This is a genomic window from Paraglaciecola algarum, from assembly GCF_021532655.1.
In the GTDB taxonomy this organism is placed as follows: domain Bacteria; phylum Pseudomonadota; class Gammaproteobacteria; order Enterobacterales; family Alteromonadaceae; genus Paraglaciecola; species Paraglaciecola algarum.
This window is the reverse complement of record NZ_JAKGAS010000020.1, coordinates 1-22,700: the sequence shown is the minus strand read 5'-3', so window position 1 is coordinate 22,700 and position 22,700 is coordinate 1. Positions and strand designations below refer to the sequence as shown.

22 protein-coding genes are annotated in these 22,700 nt (G+C 37.5%); 15 read left to right on the top strand and 7 right to left on the bottom strand.

Annotated elements, in window-relative coordinates; all coding sequences use genetic code 11:
- The first annotated feature begins 222 nt into the window (after positions 1-222).
- Positions 223-501 carry a DUF6482 family protein gene (locus tag L0668_RS20175; RefSeq protein WP_235314540.1) on the top strand — a complete coding sequence of 93 codons (279 nt, stop codon included), beginning with the start codon at positions 223-225 and terminating at the stop codon, positions 499-501.
- 101 nt (positions 502-602) lie between these two features.
- Positions 603-818, top strand: a complete 216-nt coding sequence (locus L0668_RS20170; protein ID WP_235314539.1) for a TIGR02450 family Trp-rich protein — start codon at positions 603-605, stop codon at positions 816-818.
- A gap of 95 nt (positions 819-913) precedes the next feature.
- Here the strand turns inward: L0668_RS20170 and L0668_RS20165 are convergent, their stop codons facing one another.
- Genes L0668_RS20165 through L0668_RS20155 form a run of 3 tightly spaced genes read right to left on the bottom strand, consistent with a single transcriptional unit; the run spans position 914 to position 3,122 of the window.
- Complete coding sequence (locus L0668_RS20165) at positions 914-1,831, bottom strand: ketopantoate reductase family protein (RefSeq protein WP_235314538.1); 918 nt, start codon at positions 1,829-1,831, stop codon at positions 914-916.
- A 19-nt stretch (positions 1,832-1,850) separates the two neighbouring features.
- Complete coding sequence (locus tag L0668_RS20160; RefSeq protein ID WP_235314537.1) at positions 1,851-2,531, bottom strand: TIGR01621 family pseudouridine synthase; 681 nt, start codon at positions 2,529-2,531, stop codon at positions 1,851-1,853.
- 12 nt (positions 2,532-2,543) lie between these two features.
- Positions 2,544-3,122 (bottom strand): Hpt domain-containing protein, encoded by a 579-nt coding sequence (locus L0668_RS20155; protein ID WP_235314536.1) that lies wholly within the window; start codon positions 3,120-3,122, stop codon positions 2,544-2,546.
- A gap of 321 nt (positions 3,123-3,443) precedes the next feature.
- Between L0668_RS20155 and gshA the strand changes: the two genes are divergently transcribed.
- The 4 genes from gshA to L0668_RS20135 all read left to right on the top strand — a co-directional run bounded on the left by gshA (position 3,444) and on the right by L0668_RS20135 (position 7,883).
- Complete coding sequence (gene gshA, locus L0668_RS20150) at positions 3,444-5,042, top strand: glutamate--cysteine ligase (RefSeq protein WP_235314535.1); 1,599 nt, start codon at positions 3,444-3,446, stop codon at positions 5,040-5,042.
- A gap of 83 nt (positions 5,043-5,125) precedes the next feature.
- Complete coding sequence (locus tag L0668_RS20145; RefSeq protein ID WP_235314534.1) at positions 5,126-5,770, top strand: transglycosylase SLT domain-containing protein; 645 nt, start codon at positions 5,126-5,128, stop codon at positions 5,768-5,770.
- 83 nt (positions 5,771-5,853) lie between these two features.
- Positions 5,854-6,396: a heme NO-binding domain-containing protein gene (locus tag L0668_RS20140; protein WP_235314533.1), complete on the top strand. Its 543-nt coding sequence runs from the start codon at positions 5,854-5,856 to the stop codon at positions 6,394-6,396.
- On the top strand, positions 6,393-7,883 hold the full coding sequence (locus L0668_RS20135; RefSeq protein WP_235314532.1) for a sensor histidine kinase: 1,491 nt from the start codon (positions 6,393-6,395) through the stop codon (positions 7,881-7,883). Before L0668_RS20140 ends, L0668_RS20135 begins: the two co-directional genes overlap by 4 nt.
- Before the next feature lie 2 nt (positions 7,884-7,885).
- On the opposite strand, the gene nosR is transcribed toward L0668_RS20135, so the two are convergent.
- The 3 genes from nosR to L0668_RS20120 all read right to left on the bottom strand — a co-directional run bounded on the left by nosR (position 7,886) and on the right by L0668_RS20120 (position 11,442).
- Positions 7,886-9,172 carry a response regulator c-di-GMP phosphodiesterase, NosR family gene (gene nosR / locus L0668_RS20130; protein WP_235314531.1) on the bottom strand — a complete coding sequence of 429 codons (1,287 nt, stop codon included), beginning with the start codon at positions 9,170-9,172 and terminating at the stop codon, positions 7,886-7,888.
- 130 nt (positions 9,173-9,302) lie between these two features.
- On the bottom strand, positions 9,303-9,740 hold the full coding sequence (locus L0668_RS20125) for a hypothetical protein (RefSeq protein WP_235314530.1): 438 nt from the start codon (positions 9,738-9,740) through the stop codon (positions 9,303-9,305).
- A gap of 70 nt (positions 9,741-9,810) precedes the next feature.
- Positions 9,811-11,442 (bottom strand): LruC domain-containing protein, encoded by a 1,632-nt coding sequence (locus L0668_RS20120; RefSeq protein ID WP_235314529.1) that lies wholly within the window; start codon positions 11,440-11,442, stop codon positions 9,811-9,813.
- Positions 11,443-11,761: 319 nt separating this feature from the next.
- Here L0668_RS20120 and L0668_RS20115 point away from each other — a divergent pair, with 319 nt between their 5' ends.
- From L0668_RS20115 to L0668_RS20075, 9 genes are all read left to right on the top strand, one after another.
- Entirely contained in the window at positions 11,762-12,493 is a 732-nt protein-coding gene (locus L0668_RS20115) for a hypothetical protein (protein WP_235314528.1), read from the top strand.
- 316 nt (positions 12,494-12,809) lie between these two features.
- Positions 12,810-14,096: a WecB/TagA/CpsF family glycosyltransferase gene (locus L0668_RS20110; RefSeq protein WP_235314527.1), complete on the top strand. Its 1,287-nt coding sequence runs from the start codon at positions 12,810-12,812 to the stop codon at positions 14,094-14,096.
- 2 nt (positions 14,097-14,098) lie between these two features.
- Positions 14,099-14,782, top strand: coding sequence for a sugar transferase (locus L0668_RS20105; RefSeq protein ID WP_235314526.1), 684 nt, complete (start codon positions 14,099-14,101; stop codon positions 14,780-14,782).
- Positions 14,783-15,138: 356 nt separating this feature from the next.
- Positions 15,139-16,425 (top strand): polysaccharide biosynthesis/export family protein, encoded by a 1,287-nt coding sequence (locus L0668_RS20100; RefSeq protein WP_235314525.1) that lies wholly within the window; start codon positions 15,139-15,141, stop codon positions 16,423-16,425.
- Between the two features lie 11 nt (positions 16,426-16,436).
- Positions 16,437-17,828, top strand: a complete 1,392-nt coding sequence (locus L0668_RS20095) for a GumC family protein (protein ID WP_235314524.1) — start codon at positions 16,437-16,439, stop codon at positions 17,826-17,828.
- Positions 17,783-19,030: an O-antigen ligase family protein gene (locus L0668_RS20090; protein WP_235314523.1), complete on the top strand. Its 1,248-nt coding sequence runs from the start codon at positions 17,783-17,785 to the stop codon at positions 19,028-19,030. The genes L0668_RS20095 and L0668_RS20090 overlap by 46 nt, the downstream gene beginning before the upstream one ends.
- Before the next feature lie 13 nt (positions 19,031-19,043).
- A complete protein-coding gene (locus tag L0668_RS20085; protein ID WP_235314522.1) occupies positions 19,044-20,135 on the top strand; it encodes a polysaccharide pyruvyl transferase family protein in 1,092 nt (363 codons plus the stop codon).
- Between the two features lie 3 nt (positions 20,136-20,138).
- Entirely contained in the window at positions 20,139-21,089 is a 951-nt protein-coding gene (locus tag L0668_RS20080) for a glycosyltransferase family 2 protein (protein WP_235314521.1), read from the top strand.
- Between the two features lie 30 nt (positions 21,090-21,119).
- Positions 21,120-21,965, top strand: coding sequence for a glycosyltransferase family 2 protein (locus L0668_RS20075; RefSeq protein WP_235314520.1), 846 nt, complete (start codon positions 21,120-21,122; stop codon positions 21,963-21,965).
- A 39-nt stretch (positions 21,966-22,004) separates the two neighbouring features.
- Here the strand turns inward: L0668_RS20075 and L0668_RS20070 are convergent, their stop codons facing one another.
- Positions 22,005-22,586 (bottom strand): hypothetical protein, encoded by a 582-nt coding sequence (locus L0668_RS20070; protein ID WP_235314519.1) that lies wholly within the window; start codon positions 22,584-22,586, stop codon positions 22,005-22,007.
- Positions 22,587-22,700: the final 114 nt, after the last annotated feature.

The window sequence follows — 22,700 nt, the reverse complement described above, 5'->3', positions numbered from 1 at the left end:
TATGGCTTTGCAATTTTATGCGTTGCGCACGCTTATGCACTGGGTTTATTAAGATTATTCACTAGGTTCAGCGTAATCTCGGTAACTGCTTCCTGCGTTACTCTAGCATCCGCCATACTTGGCGGTCACATGCGTTTTTGATAAAGATAATTAACCATAATAAGTGATCTATCCTTGAGAGTTTTCCGTAATATTGAAAACTAGTCACCGAGGAAATTTATTATGGCATTTCAAACTCAAAGTAAAAATTTTGACTTAACACCATCAATTCTTGCATTGGCTGATTCACCACATTATTTGGTCGGAGCATATGATAGTAATCATAACTTCAAACCATTAATGAACTCAGAAAAGATTGCCACTGTTAGTTCTTTAGTGGAAGCCAAGCAGTTACTTATCTCTAAAAATATAAATAGCGCATCAATTGAGTATCAGTCTGCTTATGACGAAATGTGTGGGACTCAAACAACAAATCATTGTAGGCAGGTTATTCATTTTTGATGGAACTTAAAATTTTATTCACGCAAATATTCGGTAGGGTATTTACAAGGTTAAAGTCAGTAGGCTTTAATTATTCAATAAGTTTGATTGCTACGTTATAAATGAATCGTGTTAGCCCTAAGGCTTTACTCAACAGTAAATGGACTAGGTCTAAGGTGACCAATAAAGAAAAACATTTTGTCGTCATAGCCGTTGAGATAAATGAAGATCAACAAGTGACCGAATGTATTATTCAAGCGGTAATGACAAAAAGTGAATATGCAATCGATTGGCGTGATCTAAAAATGTCGGATAACTGGCTTATGGGCTGGAAGTAGTAATCACTTTGTTTTATTGGTTAAACTAACCAAGCTGCTTGGTTAGTAATAAGCCTGTGGAATATATAGGAATAAAGCATTGTTCGGTTGGATGATTACCTCATCTCTAATTGTTGAACTTGTTTTAGTAACTTCTCATTTTGTGGTACTTGCAACCCCAACTCATTGGCTTTGTTGACTATATAGCCGTTAATAAATTCAATTTCTGTTCTGCGTTTGTGGTGAATATCTTGATGCATGGAAGAGTAATTATCTGCTGTTTTATCTATCACATTTTTTACTAGACTTGATAATTCATCGAAAGAAATTGAATACTCTAAGCTTTGTATTACAGCATGTGTTTCAGTAATGATGTCTTTAATTTGGTTCGCATAATTCGGCTTGGCTAATTCACCGTTTTTTATATTTAAGGTAGCGGTCAATGGATTGATGACTGCATTGACTGTCAGCTTTTTCCAAAGGGCCAAGCTAATATCAGGATGCCAAAAAACAGGGGGGAGCAAGTTAGATAAGATAGTTTCGATTTTTGCTTTTTGGACTGACTGTGATGTGTTTATCCAACCTAAGTGTGTTTCACCTAAACCTGTTTGTTTAATAGTGTTAGCATCGGGTTTATACGCACCATAACTGGTAGTCGCAGCAATACATGGATTATCCGGTAACAACTGTTTTACTTGCTCAATACAGCCCATACCATTATGTAATAAAACGATGGTTTGGTAAGGCTTTATGTTACGTTTAATACTCTTTAATGCAGGTAATATCTGGTAGGCTTTAATTGGTAAAATAAGTAAGTCAAAGGGTTGGGGGTCGTCAATTAAACTAGTGTTTGGCTGAATATGATTAAGCTGTAATTCAATATCTTGAATTTCTAATGTTAATTCCTCAGGTGTTCTTAATAAAATTTGGTATGTGTAACCAAGTTTGTGGCATTGGCTTGCAACTAAACCTCCTATAGCGCCATACCCAAGTATGGCAATATTCATTGAGCTATCATTTAGTTGAGTAGTCACTTTATCTGTTCTATTAAATTTATTTCACTTTGGGCCAAGGTAATGCCGTAGGTGAAGCAAGTTTATTTAAAAAATCTGACATTTCAATACTAATAAAGTGTTCGCCAAAATTGGGTTTACATGTCACTAATATTTCTTGTTGTTGATAACAAAACTTGACTGCATAAGCATGTAAATAGGTACGATCTGATGTTTCACCTTTATAAAGTTCATCGCCTAATATTGGACTAGCTAAACTTTTTAACGCCACTCTAATTTGATGAGTTTTGCCCGTTAAAGGTTTAACTAGAAATAATCGAATATTGGCTAATACGCCATAACTAAAGAATTGGGTGATGGCTAAATTCTGATTATTTGAATTTAATATCCATTTTCCATCACGGACTTTGTGCATACCTCCTTTAATCGAGCCTTGTTTCTTTTTAGGTTTCTTGCTGGCGATAGCTAAATAATATTTCTCGACTTGTTTATTTTCGAATAATTGACCAAAAATTGCGGCGGCTTGTGCATGTTTTGCCAAGATCAAAATACCTGAGGTCACTTTGTCTAACCTGTGTACCAGCCATAATTTTGATACCTGCAATTGTTGGCAAATACTTGGCAGAATACCTAATCTATCATTTTCATTTTGAACTGCTATATTGGCTGGCTTATTGATGATCACAAAGTCAGGATGGTCTAACAAAACGTCTATGTACAAAGAGGGAATATCCTAATTTAGTAACGAAATTGCCTTTGAATAATCAAAGTCGTCGATTGATTTGATTAGCTGTTCTTTATCTTCAGTTGACAGCTCAATCTTATCTAAATACTGAGTTAACTTAGCGTCTGACAAAAATTCGTTTCTTTTTAATGCAGCGATCAGTTTTTCTTTTTCTGATGTGGGTTCAGCTGGTTGAACTGATGAATCCATTTGTGTTTTAACAGGCTCTTCAGCTACACCATAATTTTTGGCCGTTAAAACTGTTTTATCAACAAGTTGCATAAATTGGTTCAGGGCTTCGGGGTTTGTGGGTAAATCGGCTGCCAATTGCTCTAGGTTATGTTCAATATCTTTACAAGCATGGTGTAGAGCTTTCATGCCTAAATTACCTGTTACTCCCTTCAATGTATGTACTTGTATTTTAGCAGTGGATAAATCTGTTAGCTGTAAGCTATCCATTAATTGTTGATTAAAGCTTTCGTTTTGACTAACGAACTTGTCTAAAATTTTAATCAGTATAGATTCATTACCACTAAATTGGCTTAGTGCGAATTCTTGGTCAAAGGTTGCTAATTCGTGTTCAGTCAAAATTTCTCCATCCATTTAAGTATTAGTGTTAGTCGGGGATTGAATAACATTTACCCTAATTAAATACACATAATTATAATATCAGAGTCTGTACAGTTTTGTTACGTGATGTGAATGTTAGCTAATTTGATATTTTGAGTGGTTACTTTATTTAATTAGTGCAGGTAAACTAGCCGTAATAAAATGAACATATTATCGTTCTAAACCTAAGCCACCTTTTAAAACTAAAACTTTAGGTGTTTGGGCAATACAAGGCTAAGCCGTTTTTTAATCTTTAATCAGTGAAGTAACTCAGGTTTCTTCCTAATAGTGGATAGTATTTTGCAAGAAAACAAAACTTCATTTTCACAGCGTTTAACTTTATTAAAACAAAAAGAAGTGAAACAAACACTGGTCGGTATATTACATGGCGTAGAGAGGGAGTCTCTACGCATTAATCCAGATGGTGGTTTGGCTCAAACGCCGCATCAAGCTGCATTGGGGTCTGCTTTAACCCATGATTTTATTACCACTGATTTTTCAGAATCATTATTAGAGTTTATTACCCCTCCCGAAGTGTCTATTGATAAAACCATTGGCCAATTAACCGATGTACATAAGTTTGTATTAGAAAATATTGGTGAGGAACGTTTATGGTCAATGAGCATGCCGTGTTTTATTGAGAGTGACGACAATATCCCTATCGCCAATTATGGTTCGTCAAATGTTGGAAGGATGAAAAGTTTATACCGAGTAGGCTTAAAGAATCGATATGGCAGTATGATGCAAGCCATCTCAGGAGTGCATTTTAACTTCTCATTACCAGAAGCTTTTTGGCAAGAATGGCTAGCTAAGTTAGGGCAAGAGGCGAATAAAGATACAATTTCAGCTGCATATTTTGCCCTTATTCGTAATTACCGACGTTATTGTTGGATTATTCCTTATTTATATGGCGCGTCACCCGCCTTATGTGGCTCTTTTATTAAAGGTAAACTAACCTCATTTGAGTTTAGTAAAATAGGTAAGGGGACTTACTATTTGCCTTATGCTACGTCTTTACGTATGAGTGATTTAGGTTATACCAATAGTGCTCAGTCGGGATTAAATATTTGTTACAACCAAGTTGACACTTATATCGACTCTCTACGCAAAGCTATTAGTCAACCATCAGTTGATTATCAACGATTTAATGGCAAAAAAGATGGTCAATATCAGCAGCTTAATGGCAACGTATTGCAAATTGAAAACGAATTATATTCGCCAATCAGACCTAAACAACCGACACGTTCTTTAGAAAAGCCTACAGATGCATTAGATGACAGAGGAGTGAATTATATTGAGGTAAGAGCTCTAGACGTCAATCCATTTAGTCAAATAGGTATTGAGGCAAACCAGTTTTATTTCTTAGATGTATTTTTACTCTATTGCGTGACTAAGCCTAGTGAGTTTTTTGATAGTCATTTGTACCAAGAAACTGAAACCAATTTAAGTGAAGTGGTGAATAGAGGACGAGAGCCTAATTTACACTTAACTCACAAAGGTGAATCTATTAGCTTAGTGGATTGGGCGTTAAGCCTTTTCTCTGATTTAGCCGAAGTAGCTGCAGAGCTAGACGAAGCAAATAACACTAATCAATATTCAGCAGCAGTAGAAGTTGAAAAACAAAAAGTGCTAGATCCAAGTTTAACCCCCTCAGCACGTATCTTAAAAATCTTGTTGGAAAATAATGAAGACAATGGAAGCTTCGGGCTAAATTTAGCCGATACGTACAAAAAACAATTGTTGGCGACAGATTATCAATTTATGACTGCTGACGATTTAACCGCTCATGCTGGTCGTTCAGTGCAAAAACAATTGTTGGTCGAACAACAAGATATGCAAACATTTGATGAGTTTTTACGTAGTTATTTTGAATCATCTACTGAATTAGAACAGGTATAAAAAAAGCCTGACGAGCGTCAGGCTTAAAAATAACTACTAGGAAACACACACAATAACTAGAACACGCAAATTAAGAGTGGCATATGTCAGGAAAGTTCAAAAATAATAAAATTTTTTTTAAATTTATTTTATGGACAGTTCTTTGCACTTTTTTTTTAATGAGTTGCAGTACCACCCCACCACAAAATATCGACAATATCTGCGATATTTTTTATGAAAAAGATGATTGGTATGACAGTGCTTCTGATATGAATAAAAAGTGGGGAGTACCCATCCATGTGCCCATGTCTATGATGTATCAAGAAAGTTCATTCAAAGCCACTGCTAGGCCAGGTAAAAAGTACGTCTTCTTTGGTCTGATCCCTTGGGGTAGATTAAGTTCTGCGTTTGGTTACTCTCAAGCTAAAACACCTACTTGGCAAGATTACCAAAGAGAAACAGGTAACTCTTGGGCAGATAGAACTAATTTTCACGATGCCATGGATTTTATGGGCTGGTTTATCAATAAAACCCACAAGATGAATAACGTTTCTAAATGGGATGCAGAGTTGCAGTATTTGAATTATCACGAAGGGTGGGGAGGCTATCGTAGAGGCAGTCAGCACAAAAAGCAGTGGTTAAAAAGTGTGGCTAAAAAAGTGAAAGCTCGTTCTTTACGTTATGCCCAACAATTAAAAACCTGTGAAGAGGATTTATCAAAAGGTTGGTTTTGGAAATTGTTTAGTTAAATTGATATTAGAATGCATTATTGAAGCTAGAAAAATTAATTTTTTTAACTAATACTGATGACTAAATTTGAAGAGGGTTCTCCATGAAAGGTATCGTTTTTGTAAAGTTTAATGAGTTTGTTGAAGAGCTTTGGGGGGAAGAATTTTGGGATGAATTGTTAGATGAGGCTGAGTTAACTAGTGAAGGTGCCTACACAACAGTTGGCTCATATGATGACCAAGAGCTATTTTCTTTAATCACTCTGATAGTTGAGAAGAAAAGTATATCATCTAAAGATGCGCAATTTGCTTTTGGTAAATGGGTATTTAAAGAGTTGTATAATGCCGCCCCTCCTGGTGTACATGACTTTAAGGATGTTTTTGAGTTTTTGCATGCGGTGCAAGATTTCATTCATATTGAAGTTAAAAAATTAAACCCTGATGCATTGCTTCCTGAATTTGAGTTTTTATCCGAGTCCGCCACTCAATTATCCTTTCATTATCAATCTCCGCGTAAATTATGTTATTTCTGTGAGGGCCTAGTACGCGGGTTAGCAGAACATACTGAACAGAAAGTTATAGTTACTCAGTCTGAATGTGAACATGAAGGTGATAAACGTTGTGTGCTTGAAGTAGAAAAAATTTGAATCTAAATAACGACGAGTATGCAAAGCGTATCGCTGTATTAGAGCGTAAAGTTGCCCGTGAAAAAAAGGCTCGCAACTTAGCGGAAAATCAATTGGAGAAATACTCTTTAGAGATTTATGAAACCAATCAATCCTTACAAAAGTCATTGGCATTTTCCAAAAGAAAACAGGCAGAGTTAGCTTATTTAGGTCAGGCTTCGATTGAGGTTGCATCTGAACAATCTTTAAATGAACTCATGGCTCAAACTGTTTCTCTCACTGGCAAGTTTGCTGATGCTGCTTGTGGATTTTATCTCGTCACTGATAGAAGTGAATTCGTAGACAAAGAAAATGTTCAGGTCTGGCAGGGGGATAACAGTTGGCGTAGTGATATTGATTTTGTCATGCAAACTAGCCAGGTTTTGCCTTTAAATCAAAAAGAGCCTTTTGAATCTTGGCTCGTATCGCCAGTCGATGATGTGACATTTGAGTGTAAAAATGATTATAAATGGATAACCTATACAAACTTTTCGTTACTCAATAATAGAGTCGCCTGGATTGTTTTTTTTAGTTCAGCTGAATATATCGACGAAGAAACTTTATATGTACTAGAAACCTCTCGTACACACCTATTAAGTGGCATACGTAAGCGTTTAACCGACGTGAAAATTTTAAAAAGGACAGTGCAACTACAAGATACTGTCAGTAGTTTAGAGCAAGCTAAACGACAATTAGTCCAATCTGAAAAAATGGCATCTTTAGGGCAGTTAGCTGCAGGTGTCGCTCATGAAATTAACAACCCAATTGCTTTTATTCATTCCAATATGCAGGTTTTGCAAGATTACCTTAATGATTATAAAGAGCTTGATACTCAAATTAGAAAGTATTTAGCTACAGATCAAATATTTGATCAGGCTGCATATGATAGTTTATGTGAAAGTATTGAATTTTCTTATATACAAGAAGATTCAGAGTTATTGTTAAATACAAATTTAGAAGGTTTAGATCGCGTGAAGGAGATCGTTGAAAACTTGAAAAGTTTTTCTCATGCTGGTGATCAGAAATTTTCTGAAATATCACTATACGAGTGTGTTGAAGCCGCCCTTAAAATTGCCTGGAATAGCCTTAAATATGATCATCAAGTAGAAAACAATTTAGATGTAGCTGATTCAATCGTATTGGGAAATTTAGGGCAATTGCAGCAAGTCTTTGTGAATTTATTTATAAACTCTGCTCATGCAATGGAAGGCGGCGGGCAGTTATCAATAAGTCAAACATTGCTACCAGATTCTATTATTGTGCATGTAACTGACTGTGGTAGCGGAATGGATCAGGACACAGTAAATAAACTGTTCACACCATTTTTTACAACAAAACCTGTTGGAGTGGGTACTGGTTTAGGTTTATCGATTTCTTATGCAATTTTAGAAGCCCATTCAGCAACAATTGAAGTAGATTCAATATTAGGTAAAGGTACAACTTTCAATATAACCTTTCCACTTATTTAAGTTTACTGTTCGTCAATAATAATAGACAAAGGATGTTTCTGAGCTTTCTCAAAATGCATAAGCTTAGCCACGGTTGATTCGGTAAATATGTGCCCTTCTGCTAAAAGTAACATATGGTTGTCAGTAAAAATATTATGTTTAAGCACCATGCCTGGTTCGATTGAATTAGCCTGAACTGGTGATTCAATAAATTCACTTGAAGCAAAGTCTGGATTTTTGAGCAATATATCTAATATTTTCTCATCGTACTTAGTACCACTAAACTTTTTCATGGTAATTCTAACATCGGCTGCTGACATTTTTGAGCCGGTCAAACGGCCAAAACTATATAGCCAGTAATCTCTTGCAACGGATAAGATTTTGGAACCAATTGGTATTTTATTTTCGGCTAGTTTATGCGGACCGTTGCCATTATATTGTTCAAATTGATACCTGATAATATCTGAAACAGAGTGTAGGTGCTCTGCAGGGCTAAGCAGTAGTTGAGTAACATTCGTTTGCTCAAAGTAATCCTCTTTTTGATTGAAATTTAAACTACTAAAGGGTTGGGTAAATAGCGAACTTTCAAGTCCAAGAAGACCCACTTCACTAATGAGTGAGGCAAATGCAATGGCGGATATTTGTTCTTCAGGCAAAGATAATGATTTAGCTAGCCTTTTGGCTAATAAACTAACGCTATTGGCAAATGCACCGTCTAGATTAGGGTTGACACTAACTAGGTTATACAACACTTTTTGTGTTGCCTTATGATCCTGTTCTATTCTGGTTAAAGCGAGTTTAATTTGTTTTGTACGAGCTTCTACCTTTTCCTCTAAGTTTGCATTGAGGTTTCTCAATAACCTGTTTTGTTTCTCCAAAAGGGCTTGTAATTGAGTGTTTTGTTGTTTTAATTTAATTTTTTCCAAACCTTCGTTAATCGCCTCAATGAGTGCTTCATTATTCCAAGGCTTTTGAATATATCTATGGATCTTCCCGTCATTTATGGCTTTAATTGTTGAGTCTATATCTGCGAAACCGGTCAACAAAATTCTATAAGTATCTGGGTACAGTGTTGCAATTTCGCTAAATAACTGGGCACCTGACATGCCAGGCATTTTCATGTCGGAAATGATCAAATCTACATTTTCGGATTTAAGCTGGTTTAATGCATCTTCACCACTAGTCGCTAAGTTAAGTTCAAAATCATTTGATCTCAGCAATCTTTTCATTGCATGTAGTATATTTATTTCGTCGTCAACTATGAGAACTCTTGGAGTAATTATTTCGTTAGGTTCAGATTTCTTTTTCATAACTGACTTCCTATGATGCTCTAGGTTACTTTTATTTACCTATCATGCACCAAGTTACTTTTGATAAAAAATTAAATTGGGCAGAAACTTCAACAAACAGTTTTCACTGCCCAATTAATCCCTTAAATACTTAATGAATTTCAAAGGTATGACTAACATATAAAGAATCAGGTAAGTTAAGTTCAACTATATTATTAGCTGTTTGTTGGTGCAATTCTAGTAATAATGAATTTACTGAATTTGATACTTCTATCTGCCGGAATACACGACCAAATTGGTCAGTACGAACTAAACTAATTACTGATTTTTTAGCCCATAACTCATCTGTTCCAATATTATCGCCAACTGGCAGGGAAGATATTCGCATGATCACATTCGCACTTGGGTCTCCGAATTCATTGGTTACCACAATATCTAAGGTGATGCTCTTATAGGTTTTAAAATTAAACTCAGGTTCAACATATAAGTCAGAAGACTTACTTGCCTTATTTTGTAATTTCTGAATATCAGCGTCATAATTTTGATTAGCAAATGACATACAACTGATTAAGCATAGTATTGTAATCATTCCCAATCTGTTCACGACTCGCATAAAAATAGCTAACCATATGTTTAAGGTTTTAATATTTAGCATCAAGTTACTCCTGAATTAAAGGTAAATAGTAATGAGTTTTACGATTGCTGGTTTTGTACCAATCCGCAGCCTGTTGACCTGAGTTTTCAACCCAAGTTTCATAGTCTGGATATGCCCATAACACATCTATGTATTCTCTTGGGTAAGCCCAATCATCACTAATTTTAATGCCCCAAGGTAAGTTCTCGGCTGTTCTAAAATACCTTCCCTGACTCGCGTCTGAGGTATCATCAGCACGCCCAAACCTGGAGTAATTAAACCAATCGGTTGGAGCGTAACCGGGCATATGTATTTCTAAAGATCTATCGTTAGTACGATAGATGAAAAAGTCAAAATCGGAATGGTTTAACGCTGTTTGTGAATGAGTAAAACTCACATCAAAAGTGAATGGCACCGGCGCCAAATAGTCACAGGCTTTGTTGGTGTTAAAATGCGAACATTTACCTGATTTTCCTGTTTGGGTATACGCCTTACTATCTCCCCAAATAGACACAACTGCATCGGTTTGAGCTGATTCAGGATATTTCTGATAAGTATTACCATTTATGGATAAATAGGCTGACTCTATTTGCGATGGCAATGTATCGACTAAGCGCAATGCAAACCCATTCGATTTTTGCGCACCACGAGCGGTAATTAAACCATGAATAATAAAGCCACTTACTAGTCCTGATGCGTCATAGGTGGTTTGTAATCTCTCCTTGACTACTAAGTCATTAAAGTCAAAGTCCCCCATACTTGGCCAGTTATCTTCAAATGCCAAAGTGACATAGCTATCTTGATTAGGGAAAAAACTACTATAAGCCCTGCGATAATCGTTTGGAAACTCGTCTTGGCTATCAAATACGCCATCAGCATCACTGTCGTTTACGTCAGGCACTTTATTCAGATTAACTTTGCTAATAGCCGTTTCCGGCGTAGATTTAATAGCAAACACAGCATCGTTAAAGTCGTTGTCTCCCCAAGTTCTGGGTAAGTCTTCAAAGCCTAAGATGACTTCTGAGACCTCTTCGTCGTATAGCAGCACAGCGTGTTGACGTAACGCAGGATCTTGCTCTGGATTTAAGTCTTGTAACGAATAATAGTAAGGTGATTTTCTAGATTTGACGCCTGAATAATAATTGAATCCATTTGCCACAATAAAGAATCCTATGCTGGTATCAGCTGGGTGGATCCCTAAACTTAATCGATGACCTTTCGCCATATGCGGGTAAGACAAATTAGGAAATACAATTATCTCCTGCACTTGATCAGGTGATTGAGGTGGGTTATTGGCATCAAACGTAAAAAAGCCAAATGAGTTTTTATATCCAGCTCCTTCATGAATAAAAGTGACAAACACTTCAGCTGTCTCTTCTAAATAAATAGTTGAACCAGCATCATCTGTAATAAACGCTTCGTTTAATTCGCTCTCTGGTAATGCATTATTAATTCGCTGAAAGAAATCATTTGTATATTCGCTGCGACTCCATATTAAATTATCGGGTTTACCAATATTTTGATTGTAGCCTTCAGGCCAATTTTGCCCAGACAGAAATTTCCAAATATATTGACCGTTTACTTGCTCTGTAGACCATGCTAACGAGCAGGCCATGGAAAGAGTAAGCCAAATGCTTACTTTGGATTTTGTTTGCATAATAATATCTCCAAGACTTAATGAAACGTAGGTACTCTTACTGGATTGATAAATTCCTAGGTACTTAATTCTTGATAGCGAAGTTTATGCCATTTAAATATTTACAATTAAAACAATGTCTTAGGATTATGAGTGATTTAGATTGCTTAAAAAACACGATTGAATTCGCAATTTGCAATGCGTTATAGAATTTAGTCTCAATTTAGGTTGTTTTTTTCTCATTTTGAGTAACTTTATGACTGGATTGGTTCTTGCAGTAGGGAATTTGAACCGCTTATTAATAAATAATTTACCGTTTAGTTTTAGAGGAGTTTGAGCCATGCAACCCAGAACACTGGTTTTTAGCATTGCAATAAATGGCTATCAATGGCTGTACAAAGATTGTATTGCTTCACATAAAAAGTACGCAGAAAATAATGGGTATCATTATCAAGTTGTTACTCGCCCTTATGCCACCATAGTGGGGGTTGAGTGTTGTTGGCTTAAACTTACCCTAATGTTAGAAGCCTTAAAAGCAGGGTATGATGATGTGTTTTTTGTAGATGCAGATGCTTTTATTAATCCTATTGCACCTAAACTTAGCTCAGTGTTTAAACCAAACAAATATTTATATATGGCCAAGAGTTATAGTGGTAGATACAACTCAGGCGTAATGTTAGGTAAAAATTGCCCAAAGATGTGCTTATGGTTGCAAAAGGTCATTGCTAATCGTCATATCAATGTTGATAAAGTGAATGATGTAGGGTGGGGGGAGAACGGCCATATTATTCAATATGCAGCAAATTGTGAGTTTGTCACAACCATAGACCGACGTTGGAACAACACCTATGATCCTGAGTTAAAAGATTACATACGACACTTTAGTTTTGGGCCATTGCGCCGAAGCTTTGGGTTAAATTTGAGTCACAAGATACTTGCAAGACTAACTAGAATTTTTGCTGAATTTCAATCTTATTCAAGTCGTCTTACGCCTAGCAAGGCAGACCAAGATAGCTTAGTTACTTTGACTCAAAGAGTACTCAAGTACTATAAGATTTTTAGCCAAATTTAACCTTACTTGTTATTAAACTTTTCGTTTGAGGCGCTGCAAGCTAGAGTCAATATTCCTATCAAAAGTACCACACCTGTTACTTTCTTCGTACATCATTTTCAATATTGAAAAATTTCTCATTATAATTTTCAAAATGAAAAAATCACGTTGTCGACTTTCTGCTTTTATTTAGTGGGAATTAAATAAATTTATTTAAAACAATGCTTTACGAGCTTTTTTTAAGTTGGCACGGCTTACGCAATAACTTATTTAACTGAGCTAATAAGGATGTTGGCATAACTAAATAAATCTAATTTTGTTGTAAGTGGAGAATGGTATGTCGAACAAATCAATACAACTCATAACCCCAAATAGTATAACAGCTAACGTTAATAATTCAGAGATTGTAGGTTCCAAATTCGATCGTATTGTAAGTATGTTTTTACTGGTAATTATTTCACCTTTATTAGTGTGCAATGTGCTTTTTGCTAAAATTAAAAATAAGCCTATATTAAAAACGGTTCAAACCAAAGACTGTTTAAATAGAATGGTACAACACTACAAATTCACCAGTGGGTTATTTAAAAATAGTCTGATTTTATATGCTGTATTTCGTCAGCAACTAGCTCTTTGTGGTATGCCTATTGGGTTAACCCTTTCCCAAGACCAAAAAAATAAATTACGTAACTATAATTTTATATTACCCGGTTTATTTAACGCTGTTCGGTTACATAGGTCTACTGGTTTAACATCGCAAGATTCAGTGACACTTCTGCAAGAGCAGTTTTCCTATTCTATAAGTAGGTACATCTCACTCTTAGCTCGTTGCATTATCAGTCGATTTATTTACAGCAGTAAAACCAAATCTTTAGCGACGCCTGCAAAGTTTTCATTATTCGGGCTTGAGATAAATAATGTGTCAATGCAGCAAGCAGTGAGTTGGGTTGTAGAAAACCGAGAGTCAAATTTAAAATGTAAAATAGGCTGTTTTGCTAACGTTAATTCGGTAAACCTTGCTGCTAAACACAAACAGCTAGTTACCAATATTAACTCTGCCGATCGTTGTTTTGCTGACGGTTCGGGCTTACGTTTAGCAGCGAAAAAAATTGGTATCAACATAAAAGAAAATGTGAATGGTACCGATATGTTACCTCATTTGTGTAAGGCCGCTGTTCATGAAGGATTATCTATCTATTTATTGGGTGGCTCAGAAGACGTTGCTTTAAAAACCGCTAATAATCTACGTAATCAATTCCCTGGTTTACGTATAGCTGGCGCTCATCATGGATATTTTCCTCAGCATAAAACATCTCACATAACTGAGGCCATAAATAAATCAAATGCTGATATTTTACTTTTGGCCATGGGCTCTCCTGTCCAAGAAGAATGGCTTAATAAACAAGCTTCGTTATTGAAATGCCGGACAGCATTAGCCGTGGGGGGGTTATTTGATTTTTATTCTGGAAAAATACCTCGTGCGCCAATGTGGATGAGAGAACTAGGTCTTGAGTGGATCTGGCGTTTAATGCAAGAGCCTAGAACTAAATTCAATCGTTATGTTATCGGGAATCCATTGTTTTTATTCCGCACTTTTGTGCTTAACCAAGCTAACAGGGGGCTTTAATTATGAATTATTCATTAACTATGTTTTTAAACAAAGCTGCCAAACCTCAAATAGAAAAACATAAAAATGTTGACTCTGAAGGTAATCATAAAGGGCTTCCAATTTGGTTGCAGCGCAGTGCAGCCTTGTTTGGATTAATGTTACTTTCACCTTTACTACTAATAGTCGTGGCTTTAATTAAGCTCGAAAGTAGAGGCAGTTGTTTTTATAGTCAAGATCGTATCGGTAAATTCGGTCGCCATTTTAAAATGTATAAATTTCGTTCTATGTATTTGTCGTCAGATCCAAAATATACAGAGCCTGATCCAACACAAAGTGATAGAGATGGGGTATGTAAAAAATATAGGAACGATCCTCGGATCACTAAAGTTGGCGCATTTATACGTAAATTTTCAATTGATGAGTTACCTCAATTATTTAACGTAGCTCGGGGGGACATGGCTTTAATTGGCCCAAGGCCCGCATTATCAATTGAAGTCGACGCCTATCCAACCTCAGCTTTAGGAAGATTAAATGGTGTACCTGGCTTATCTGGTTTATGGCAGGTTTCAGGCAGGGCCGACACCGACTTTAGCACTCAAGTATTATTAGACAATGATTATCTAAACCAACAAAGCATTTGGTTAGACATGAAAATCCTAATATTAACTGTACCCTGTGTCGTGGCCGCAAAAGGCGCGTATTAGGCTTATCATAATAAACGACATAGTTTAATTATTATTGTTTTTAGCTAGCGATCAATAGCTCTGATTCATAACTGAATTTATTGATCGCTTATTTCTACAACTGCTTCTACATTTTTGACTTTAACACCTACTTCCAGCAAGTTTTTGAGGGTTTACTAAGCTAAATCCTTTTCATTTTGCAATTCGCAAATCAAAAATCATCTTATTACTCCTTTTCATTTTGCAAAATCCATCAAAGTTAGTTTTATATAAAACGTTTATAAACAAAGGTTTATGATTTTTTAAGGGTTGGCCTAGTTGCTGCAACTATTAAAATATTAGTGTAATTAAGGCGAAGATCCAAAGTGGAGCGGCGAATGAAAAATCTATTAAGCCAAAAGCGAAAACCTAACAAAGCCAACCTAATTTTAAGTTTATTCAGCGCATTGACTTTATTCGGATGTGCACAAAATGACAGTTTACAGGCGGTTAATAATACTCATGTTGGGTTTTACGGTTCAAAAAATGGAGCTGGAGAATTGTTTTCTCAGCAAAGTGTGCCGCGTAAAGTGTTTGCAGCCCAACTAGATTGTCAAGATTTAGCGCAGTTTGCCGCTCCTTTAAATTATCGGGTAGATAAACCTATATTATCTTCAGCACCGAGTCAGGCGCCTTTGCCTATCCAAGTTAACCCAGCGCGTAATGTATTACCGCTAAGTCCAGGTGACATGTTAGAAGTGACGATGGAATATGGCGAAGGATTTAATGGAAGTTATATTTTGGATAACCTTGGTTTAATTACCCTGCCCATTATTCAACCCATTAATGCTTCAGGTTTGTCTCCAAGAGAGCTTTCACAACAAATAGAGTTAGCATTAATTAAAGCCAAGGTGTTTCGCGCAGCTACTGCAACTGTTCACGTAAAAGTATTACATCTTGCGGCTATTGAAGTACCGGTTACTGGTGCTGTGTTTCAGCCTGGTAGGGTGCTTATCAATGCTAAAAATGCTAACGCAGAAATGGATCAACGAGTGGTGGCAACGGGTGATTACAGTACCAAGAGGTTATTGTCTGAGGCTATTCGCGCCGCCTATGGTGTGAGACCCGACGCTAAGCTAGATCAAGTGATCTTATTACGTCGCGGCTGGCAAATAGAAGTAGACCTATCTGGCATCTTGTCGGGCATGCCGACTAAAGATTATCCGTTGATAGCAGGCGATCAGGTCATTGTGCCAAGCACAGGGTGTTTTCAGTCTCATTTAGTTCGCCCAAGCCAGATTACGCCAAAAGGCTTTCGTGTATTTATGTCAAATTTGATCGATTCAGCGGCCAGTAACTCAGGCGCTGGAGTGGGGCGTTATTCAAGCAACTTGCCTTACGGCACTAAGCTTTTGCAAGCAGCTGTCTCGGCTAACTGTATTGGCGGTAAAGAGTGGACCAACGCGCCACGTAAAGTGATGTTGGCAAGTATTAACCCTTTAACTAATGAAACTCAGGTGATTGAACGTTCGGTTGAGCAGTTAATGAGACAAGCTAACAGAGATGATATCAATCCTTATGTTATGCCTAACGATGCTATTGCTTGTTACGACTCTGGCATAACTAATTTACGGGATGTTGCTCGTACGTTTGTTGAGATTTTGTCACCGTTTAAGTTGTTATAGGAGTAATGAGCATGCAGTATCCTATTATTCTCCCAACGCGGTTCCAGCGTTTTAGAGCATTTGTATACCGAGTGCTTAAATGGCCATATCTTGTGTTTGCTTTGTGTGGATATATGTTTATTGGCGTGATTGTTACCTTGTATTTAAACAAAGCACCAGTCTACAAAAGCGAACTGGAGCTTGTCTTACCAGGTACGGGCGCATCATCTAGCGTATCTATTGATAATGTAGGACAGGTTGTTTCACAAACGAGTGCACCTTTTTCCGTAGGCGGATTTAACCCGCGAGTGAACTATAAAGAAATGTTGTTAAGTCGCGGCGTTATCAATCTTGCCAGAGAGAAAACCTCTTTATCCTTAATGGCATTTGGACAACCTAAAATAGCCTTAACTGAACAAACCTCAATTTTGGCCGTCAGTATTACAGGCAGCAGTGCTGCACAATCACAGGCTAAAGCCTGGGCTTTATATCAAAGTTTGCAACAAGAGCTTGATCGCTTAAGAGCAGATGAAGTAAACAGTCGTGATTTAAGTATTCAAGGTGTATTGGCTGACTATCGAGTTAGGTTGAACGAAGCGCGAGCCAACATACTGGCCTTTCAAGAAGGATCATTTTTAGTCTCACAAGAGCAATTCACTCTATTGGTAGCAAGCTTGCAAACCATTAAAGAAAAGCAATTATATTTACAGGCTCAAGAAACCAACCTTCGTGACTATAGCTTTGGTTTGAGTAAAAAATTAGGTGTATCTGCTGATTTAGCAGGTAAAGCATTCATCTTGCAATCTGACGTTGAGTTTCGTGGTTTATTAAAAGAATTAGACGTGAGCACATCGCAACTTTCTGAGTTTCAATCTCGTTGGGGGGAAGGTCATCCAAAAGTGGCGGCTGAGCAGCAAAGGTATAACGCTGCTCGTAAAGCCCTTTTACAGCGTAGTAGCGATATTGCTGGTCCGCATGCAGCTAACACCTTTAGTAGTTTAGATTTAGAAATGAACCCCAAAAGAGCGCAAATGTTTGCCGACTTAATTGACGCAAGTGCCCGTCGAGAAGGGGTTGAAGCTGAGCTAGTAGATTTAGAACGTTCTGAATTACAACTCAGTGACCAATTGAAAATATATGCTAGAGAGTCTGCCGTTTTAGACAGGTTACAGCGCGAATTTGATTTGGCTGAAGCCGTATTTACCTCTGCAGCAGCCAGATTAGAAGCAGGAAAGGCCGACGTATTTGCGTCTTACCCTGTTGTGCAATTGTTGACCGAACCGTCTTTACCTACTGATATCCACAGTCCTATTCCACAGCTTGGCTTTGCTGCAGCGTTAGTAGGCTTCATCTTTATTACTTCTGGAGTGACCGTATTATGCAATCGAAGACGCATCATCAAAGCACTGTTGAACAGAAGCTAATTTATGGTGCATTAGTTTGCACCTATCCCATTTACGCTGTAGGTGGTTTGTATATTACTGGCTCTGCATTAGGTTGGTTGGTATTGGGGCTTGTAAGTCTTAGAGCATTTGTTGAAGGCGGTAACCCTTTTAGGCAAGTACCTGTATTGGTTTGGTTTTGGGTCGTGGGCATGATGGTTATGTTGATTAGTCTTTGGGTCGCTCACTCAAACTGGTATTTGGGTACCACACAAACCATTAAAAGCTCAGTTGGTTGGGCAAAGGGATGGGCACTGATTGGTCTGTTCCCGGTTTTAGGCGCAATCGTTAACGTTAAACCAGAATCATTGATAAGAGCAGCATGTATCGTAGGAAAACATACAGCCATATTTGGCATAGTGACCTTCGTAATTTATATGGCACGTTTGCCAGGGCATTTATTTATTTCTCCATTGCAAATATTAGGTGGAGCAGGGGATAACTTTTTTATGGTTAGCCTGTATGGAGTTAATCCAGAAACCGGTGCAGGTCGTTGGCAGTTTTTTGCGCCATGGGCGCCGGCCGCGGGATTTCTTAGTTGTATTTTTGTGATTTTTTGTTTGCAAGAAAAAGACAAGCTTTGGAGAAACTGGGGGGTGGCCGGTTGCGTAATCATGGCACTTTTGTCTCAATCTCGAGCGGGATGGGCCATTTTTATATTAATCATACCGACGTTTCTATTTGCCAAACACATGAAGAACCCTTGGTTGTTATTATCAGTTGGATTGTTTCTACCGATTGTTTTGGTTTTAGGGGAGCCCGTTTATGAATGGATTATGGACACATTTCAACAGGTTAAAGAGGCTCGCCCAGCTTCTACCAGAGTCAGAGCGGCATTAGAAAACTTAGCTATCCAACGCTGGCAAGCTGAAGCTCCTATTTGGGGGCATGGCATAGTTGAGTCAGGCCCTAAGTTGGTGGAGTTTATGCCTATTGGCTCGCACCACACTTGGTTTGGGTTGCTATTTGTTAAAGGGCTAGTGGGGTTATTAGCATTGGCGATCCCTATGCTAATAACCATAATTTATTTATTTATCTTCGCCCAACAAAATACTCAAGCTCGCGCTGCATTATGCATGTTGTTGGTATTTACTTGTTATAGCTTTTTTGAAAACTTAGAAATTTTAGCCTACCTATACTGGCCAGCACTGCTTTGGATGGGAATGGCCCTTAAAAATACATAGATTCGAGGTAATTATGTTTAAACAATACCATGCATATATTATGGGGTATTACGGGATGCAAAATACGGGAGATGACGTGTTGTTGTATACCACCCGTTGGGCTAGTCAGCATAAACTTGGCGCAATGTATAACCTAGTGAGCAGCGCCAGTGACATTAACTGTAATGAATTTGGTGATGTTAAAGCATTACCCACAGCCAGCTTTCGTGGACATCACAGGCTTTTGCATTATAAAAATGCGTTGCAAAGTGAAAAAGTGATATTTGGTGGAGGATCAGTATTACATAGCGAAAAAGACATTCAGTTTAAACGTCACTTGATCCGCTTAGCAGGTAAAAAAGCAAGTCGTTGTGTGGGCGTGGGTATTGGCCCGTTTAACTCTGTTGCAGCTGAAAAAGCCTGCGCGAAGTTTTTAAATGAGTGTGGTTTTATCGGTATTAGAGATCCCGAAAGTTTTGCAATAGCTCAAGATTTAGCGCCAAATTCTAATATTAAGTTAACCTTCGATCTCGCGCCATTACTGCTGTGTAACGAAGAACGTAAGGTGAAATCAATTGAACGTAAGGGGATCATGTTCAATTTTTGCCAATTGGCTATTGATGCATTTGGCAATGTTCATGAGCAACAAGAACAAAGTCGTTTAGACATGGCAGTGCAAACAATTGAACAAACTTGGCTTCAAACTGGCGAGCCAATTGTACTTTTAGATTTTAATGGTCATTCGCAATTTGGGGATTTTCATATTCATAAAAAGATTATGGCCAGAGTTTCAAATAAGGTTTCAATTACTCATATTCCTTACGATCCAAACCCATTTAAAGTGTTGCAACGCATCGCTGGATTTAAGGCTTCTGTATCCATGAGATTGCACTCGGCTATTCTTTCTTATTTAGTAAATACTCCAGCATTATCAATTAATTATCATAAAAAATGTAGCAGTTGGTGTGAGCAGGTTGGGGTGCCATCAGAGTACCAATTTGACGCCCAAAACATCCAGCCTGAAACCCTTGCACAGCAAATTTCGCAAGGCCTTGGCATAGGCTTTGCAAAACCTACTCTGAAACCGGAAGAAGCAGTGCAAGCTGCGCTTCTAAATTGGAGATAAAACATGAACCCAGTGAAGTTCTCAGTAGTGATCCCTTTGTATAACAAAGTGGAAAGTGTAGAGCGCACCATTTTATCAATATGTGATCAGCGTTTACCTGCGTCTGAAATTATTGTGATTGATGATGGCTCAACAGACGGCAGCGCAGAAAAGGTTGCCAGCTTAAAAATTGCTAATCTGACCCTAGTGACCCAAAAGAATCAGGGGGTGTCTGCTGCTCGTAATAATGGCGTAGCGTTAGCTAAGAATGACTATATAGCGTTTATCGATGCCGACGACCAATGGTCAACGTTTTATTTATATGAAATGAATGCGTTGATCCAGCGCTACCCTCAACATGAATGTTTTGCTAGCAATTATCAAAAGGTGGGGCAAGCGGGCTGTTATATCGATCCTAAATTAGCGATAGGAGACATTTCATCAAAGGGAACCGTTCTAGATAATTATTTTGCGATATGTGCAGAAGGAGATTTACCTTTTATGCCTTCGAGTTTAATCATTTCAAAAATACTATTTAATCAGTTAGGCGGGTTCCCTGTAGGAGAAGTAATGGGCGAAGACCAAGCTTTGTTTTCACAAATTGCCTTACATTCGCAAATTGTATATTCGCCGCTAATTTTAATGTTTTATCACACCGCTAGTGAAAATAGAGCCTGTGATAGGCATTTGCCCCAAGACATATTGCCCTTTGCCCAACGTTTATTGGTATGGGTTTCAAAAAACATAGAAGACGAAGTTCTGAATCGCTCCATTATTAAATATTGCGCCGCCCACGTTTGCGACCTAGCTAAATTAAATTTACAGGCCGGAAAGTTGGCCACAGCAGGGCAGTTATTAAAGCATCCTATTTGTAAGTTCAAACCACTACACCACAAAGTGTTTACGTTTTGGTTAATCGGTTTATCGACTTTTTCACGTGTTACAGGTTTAGTAAAACTAAACAAAACCTGCTAATCCCAACTCACAGTAGTACGAGGTAAGATCATGAAATTAAATGCAATTTGTATTATAAAAAACGAAGCAGATATTATTTTGGAGACGTTAGAAAACGCATTAAACTTCTGCGACACCATATATGTATTCGACAATGGCTCAACTGACGGCAGTTGGGAACTAATTCAGCAAAAAGCAGCCAGCGACTCAAGAGTGGTCATTACTGCCCACACCGATGAAATATACCGTAATCAATTTCGAAACCGGGTATATAACATGTTTCATCAACAATATTCGCCATCTGATTGGTGGTACATCTTAGATGCTGACGAATTGTTAGTTGAAGACCCAAGGCCCATGTTGTGTAAAGCCATGCAACGTAATAAAACCCAAATGCGAGTATGGCAGGCGCAGTTTTATTTTACAGACAAAGACTTAGCTGTGTATGACCAAGAAGATAAGTCGCTAAATGTGTCTGAGCGACGCAGGTATTACCGAATAAACTGGCGTGAGCCGCGTTTTTTCAGAAACTCCCCTAGCCAAAATTGGCCAGAAGAAATCAGTGGTAAAGTGCCGCCATTTTGTCAAAGTTTATATCATCCTTCACCTATATGCCGTCACTATGCAGAACGTACCCCAGAACAAATTAAAATGCGCAGGGAGATACGTTTGTCTAATCCCTATAGTTTTTTACATGTTAAAAATAAATCAGATACCGATTGGTTAAAGCAATCAAAAGATTGTTTCTATTACCAAGAGGGACAAAAAATGAAGTTTCCATTAATGGACAGGTTAACCTACTACGCTAGTCAATCTAGGTATTGGATAATCTGGAGGATAAAAAATGTGTTGTCTTTAAAGACTGTGTTTTTAAACAAAGTAACAAATAATGCATAGTTAATTTTAAGGCCCTAATAAGGGGCTAAAAATTGTTTGCTATAATGTTGAGGAACGAAACAGCAAACTGTTTTTTGTCCCGCTTGAACAGCTTGTTAGAGGAACATTGCGCCACCGGTACAATATCCCAAACCCTCCAACATGAAAACACTCAGAGTAATTAGCTCCAATTTCTAGTTGCTCAAACTTATTTTCCCCAACAGTTAAATCATATTCAACCAATGTAAGCTCATCTTTGACAGTTACATTAAAGCTTGTTGATTTAGAGCCAGACTTAAATTTTTTTAATATATCACCTGATATCAACTGCGACTTATTACTAGATAACAACACATTTGTAGCTACATAATATGGCCAAACCATCAACATAGTAACCAAATAAACCATTACACAATAAAGCCATGGTTTCCATTTGTTATCTGGCCAAAACAAAGTTCTTAATTTATATAAGTTAACTTTAAAAAAAGCGAAAATCATTATTCCTACTGGAATAAATAAGGTTTTCGTTGATTCATAAAAGCCACCATTGTGTATTGTTTCAAACAAGTATAAGAAAAGCATCGCTACGCCGATAAATACACCCAGTAAATAATTCCTGTATTTAATAAGAATATGCGACATACCAACCTTGTTCCTCTAACATCTTAGTATTTTAACGTCGTGTAGTTCAATGACGGTTAAATACCTTGTTGGACGGTGGGGTTATTCCCGCGTCCGTTAAATTGGTATCATTGA

Bases quoted from the DNA above. Each gene is read 5' to 3' on its own strand.
- L0668_RS20175 (WP_235314540.1), top strand. From the start codon at position 223: ATGGCATTTCAAACTCAAAGTAAAAATTTTGACTTAACACCATCAATT.
- L0668_RS20170 (WP_235314539.1), top strand. From the start codon at position 603: ATGAATCGTGTTAGCCCTAAGGCTTTACTCAACAGTAAATGGACTAGG.
- L0668_RS20145 (WP_235314534.1), top strand. From the start codon at position 5,126: ATGTCAGGAAAGTTCAAAAATAATAAAATTTTTTTTAAATTTATTTTA.
- L0668_RS20140 (WP_235314533.1), top strand. From the start codon at position 5,854: ATGAAAGGTATCGTTTTTGTAAAGTTTAATGAGTTTGTTGAAGAGCTT.
- nosR (WP_235314531.1), bottom strand. From the start codon at position 9,172: ATGAAAAAGAAATCTGAACCTAACGAAATAATTACTCCAAGAGTTCTC.
- L0668_RS20125 (WP_235314530.1), bottom strand. From the start codon at position 9,740: ATGATTACAATACTATGCTTAATCAGTTGTATGTCATTTGCTAATCAA.
- L0668_RS20120 (WP_235314529.1), bottom strand. From the start codon at position 11,442: ATGCAAACAAAATCCAAAGTAAGCATTTGGCTTACTCTTTCCATGGCC.
- L0668_RS20115 (WP_235314528.1), top strand. From the start codon at position 11,762: ATGCAACCCAGAACACTGGTTTTTAGCATTGCAATAAATGGCTATCAA.
- L0668_RS20110 (WP_235314527.1), top strand. From the start codon at position 12,810: ATGTCGAACAAATCAATACAACTCATAACCCCAAATAGTATAACAGCT.
- L0668_RS20105 (WP_235314526.1), top strand. From the start codon at position 14,099: ATGAATTATTCATTAACTATGTTTTTAAACAAAGCTGCCAAACCTCAA.
- L0668_RS20100 (WP_235314525.1), top strand. From the start codon at position 15,139: ATGAAAAATCTATTAAGCCAAAAGCGAAAACCTAACAAAGCCAACCTA.
- L0668_RS20095 (WP_235314524.1), top strand. From the start codon at position 16,437: ATGCAGTATCCTATTATTCTCCCAACGCGGTTCCAGCGTTTTAGAGCA.
- L0668_RS20090 (WP_235314523.1), top strand. From the start codon at position 17,783: ATGCAATCGAAGACGCATCATCAAAGCACTGTTGAACAGAAGCTAATT.
- L0668_RS20085 (WP_235314522.1), top strand. From the start codon at position 19,044: ATGTTTAAACAATACCATGCATATATTATGGGGTATTACGGGATGCAA.
- L0668_RS20080 (WP_235314521.1), top strand. From the start codon at position 20,139: ATGAACCCAGTGAAGTTCTCAGTAGTGATCCCTTTGTATAACAAAGTG.
- L0668_RS20075 (WP_235314520.1), top strand. From the start codon at position 21,120: ATGAAATTAAATGCAATTTGTATTATAAAAAACGAAGCAGATATTATT.
- L0668_RS20070 (WP_235314519.1), bottom strand. From the start codon at position 22,586: ATGTCGCATATTCTTATTAAATACAGGAATTATTTACTGGGTGTATTT.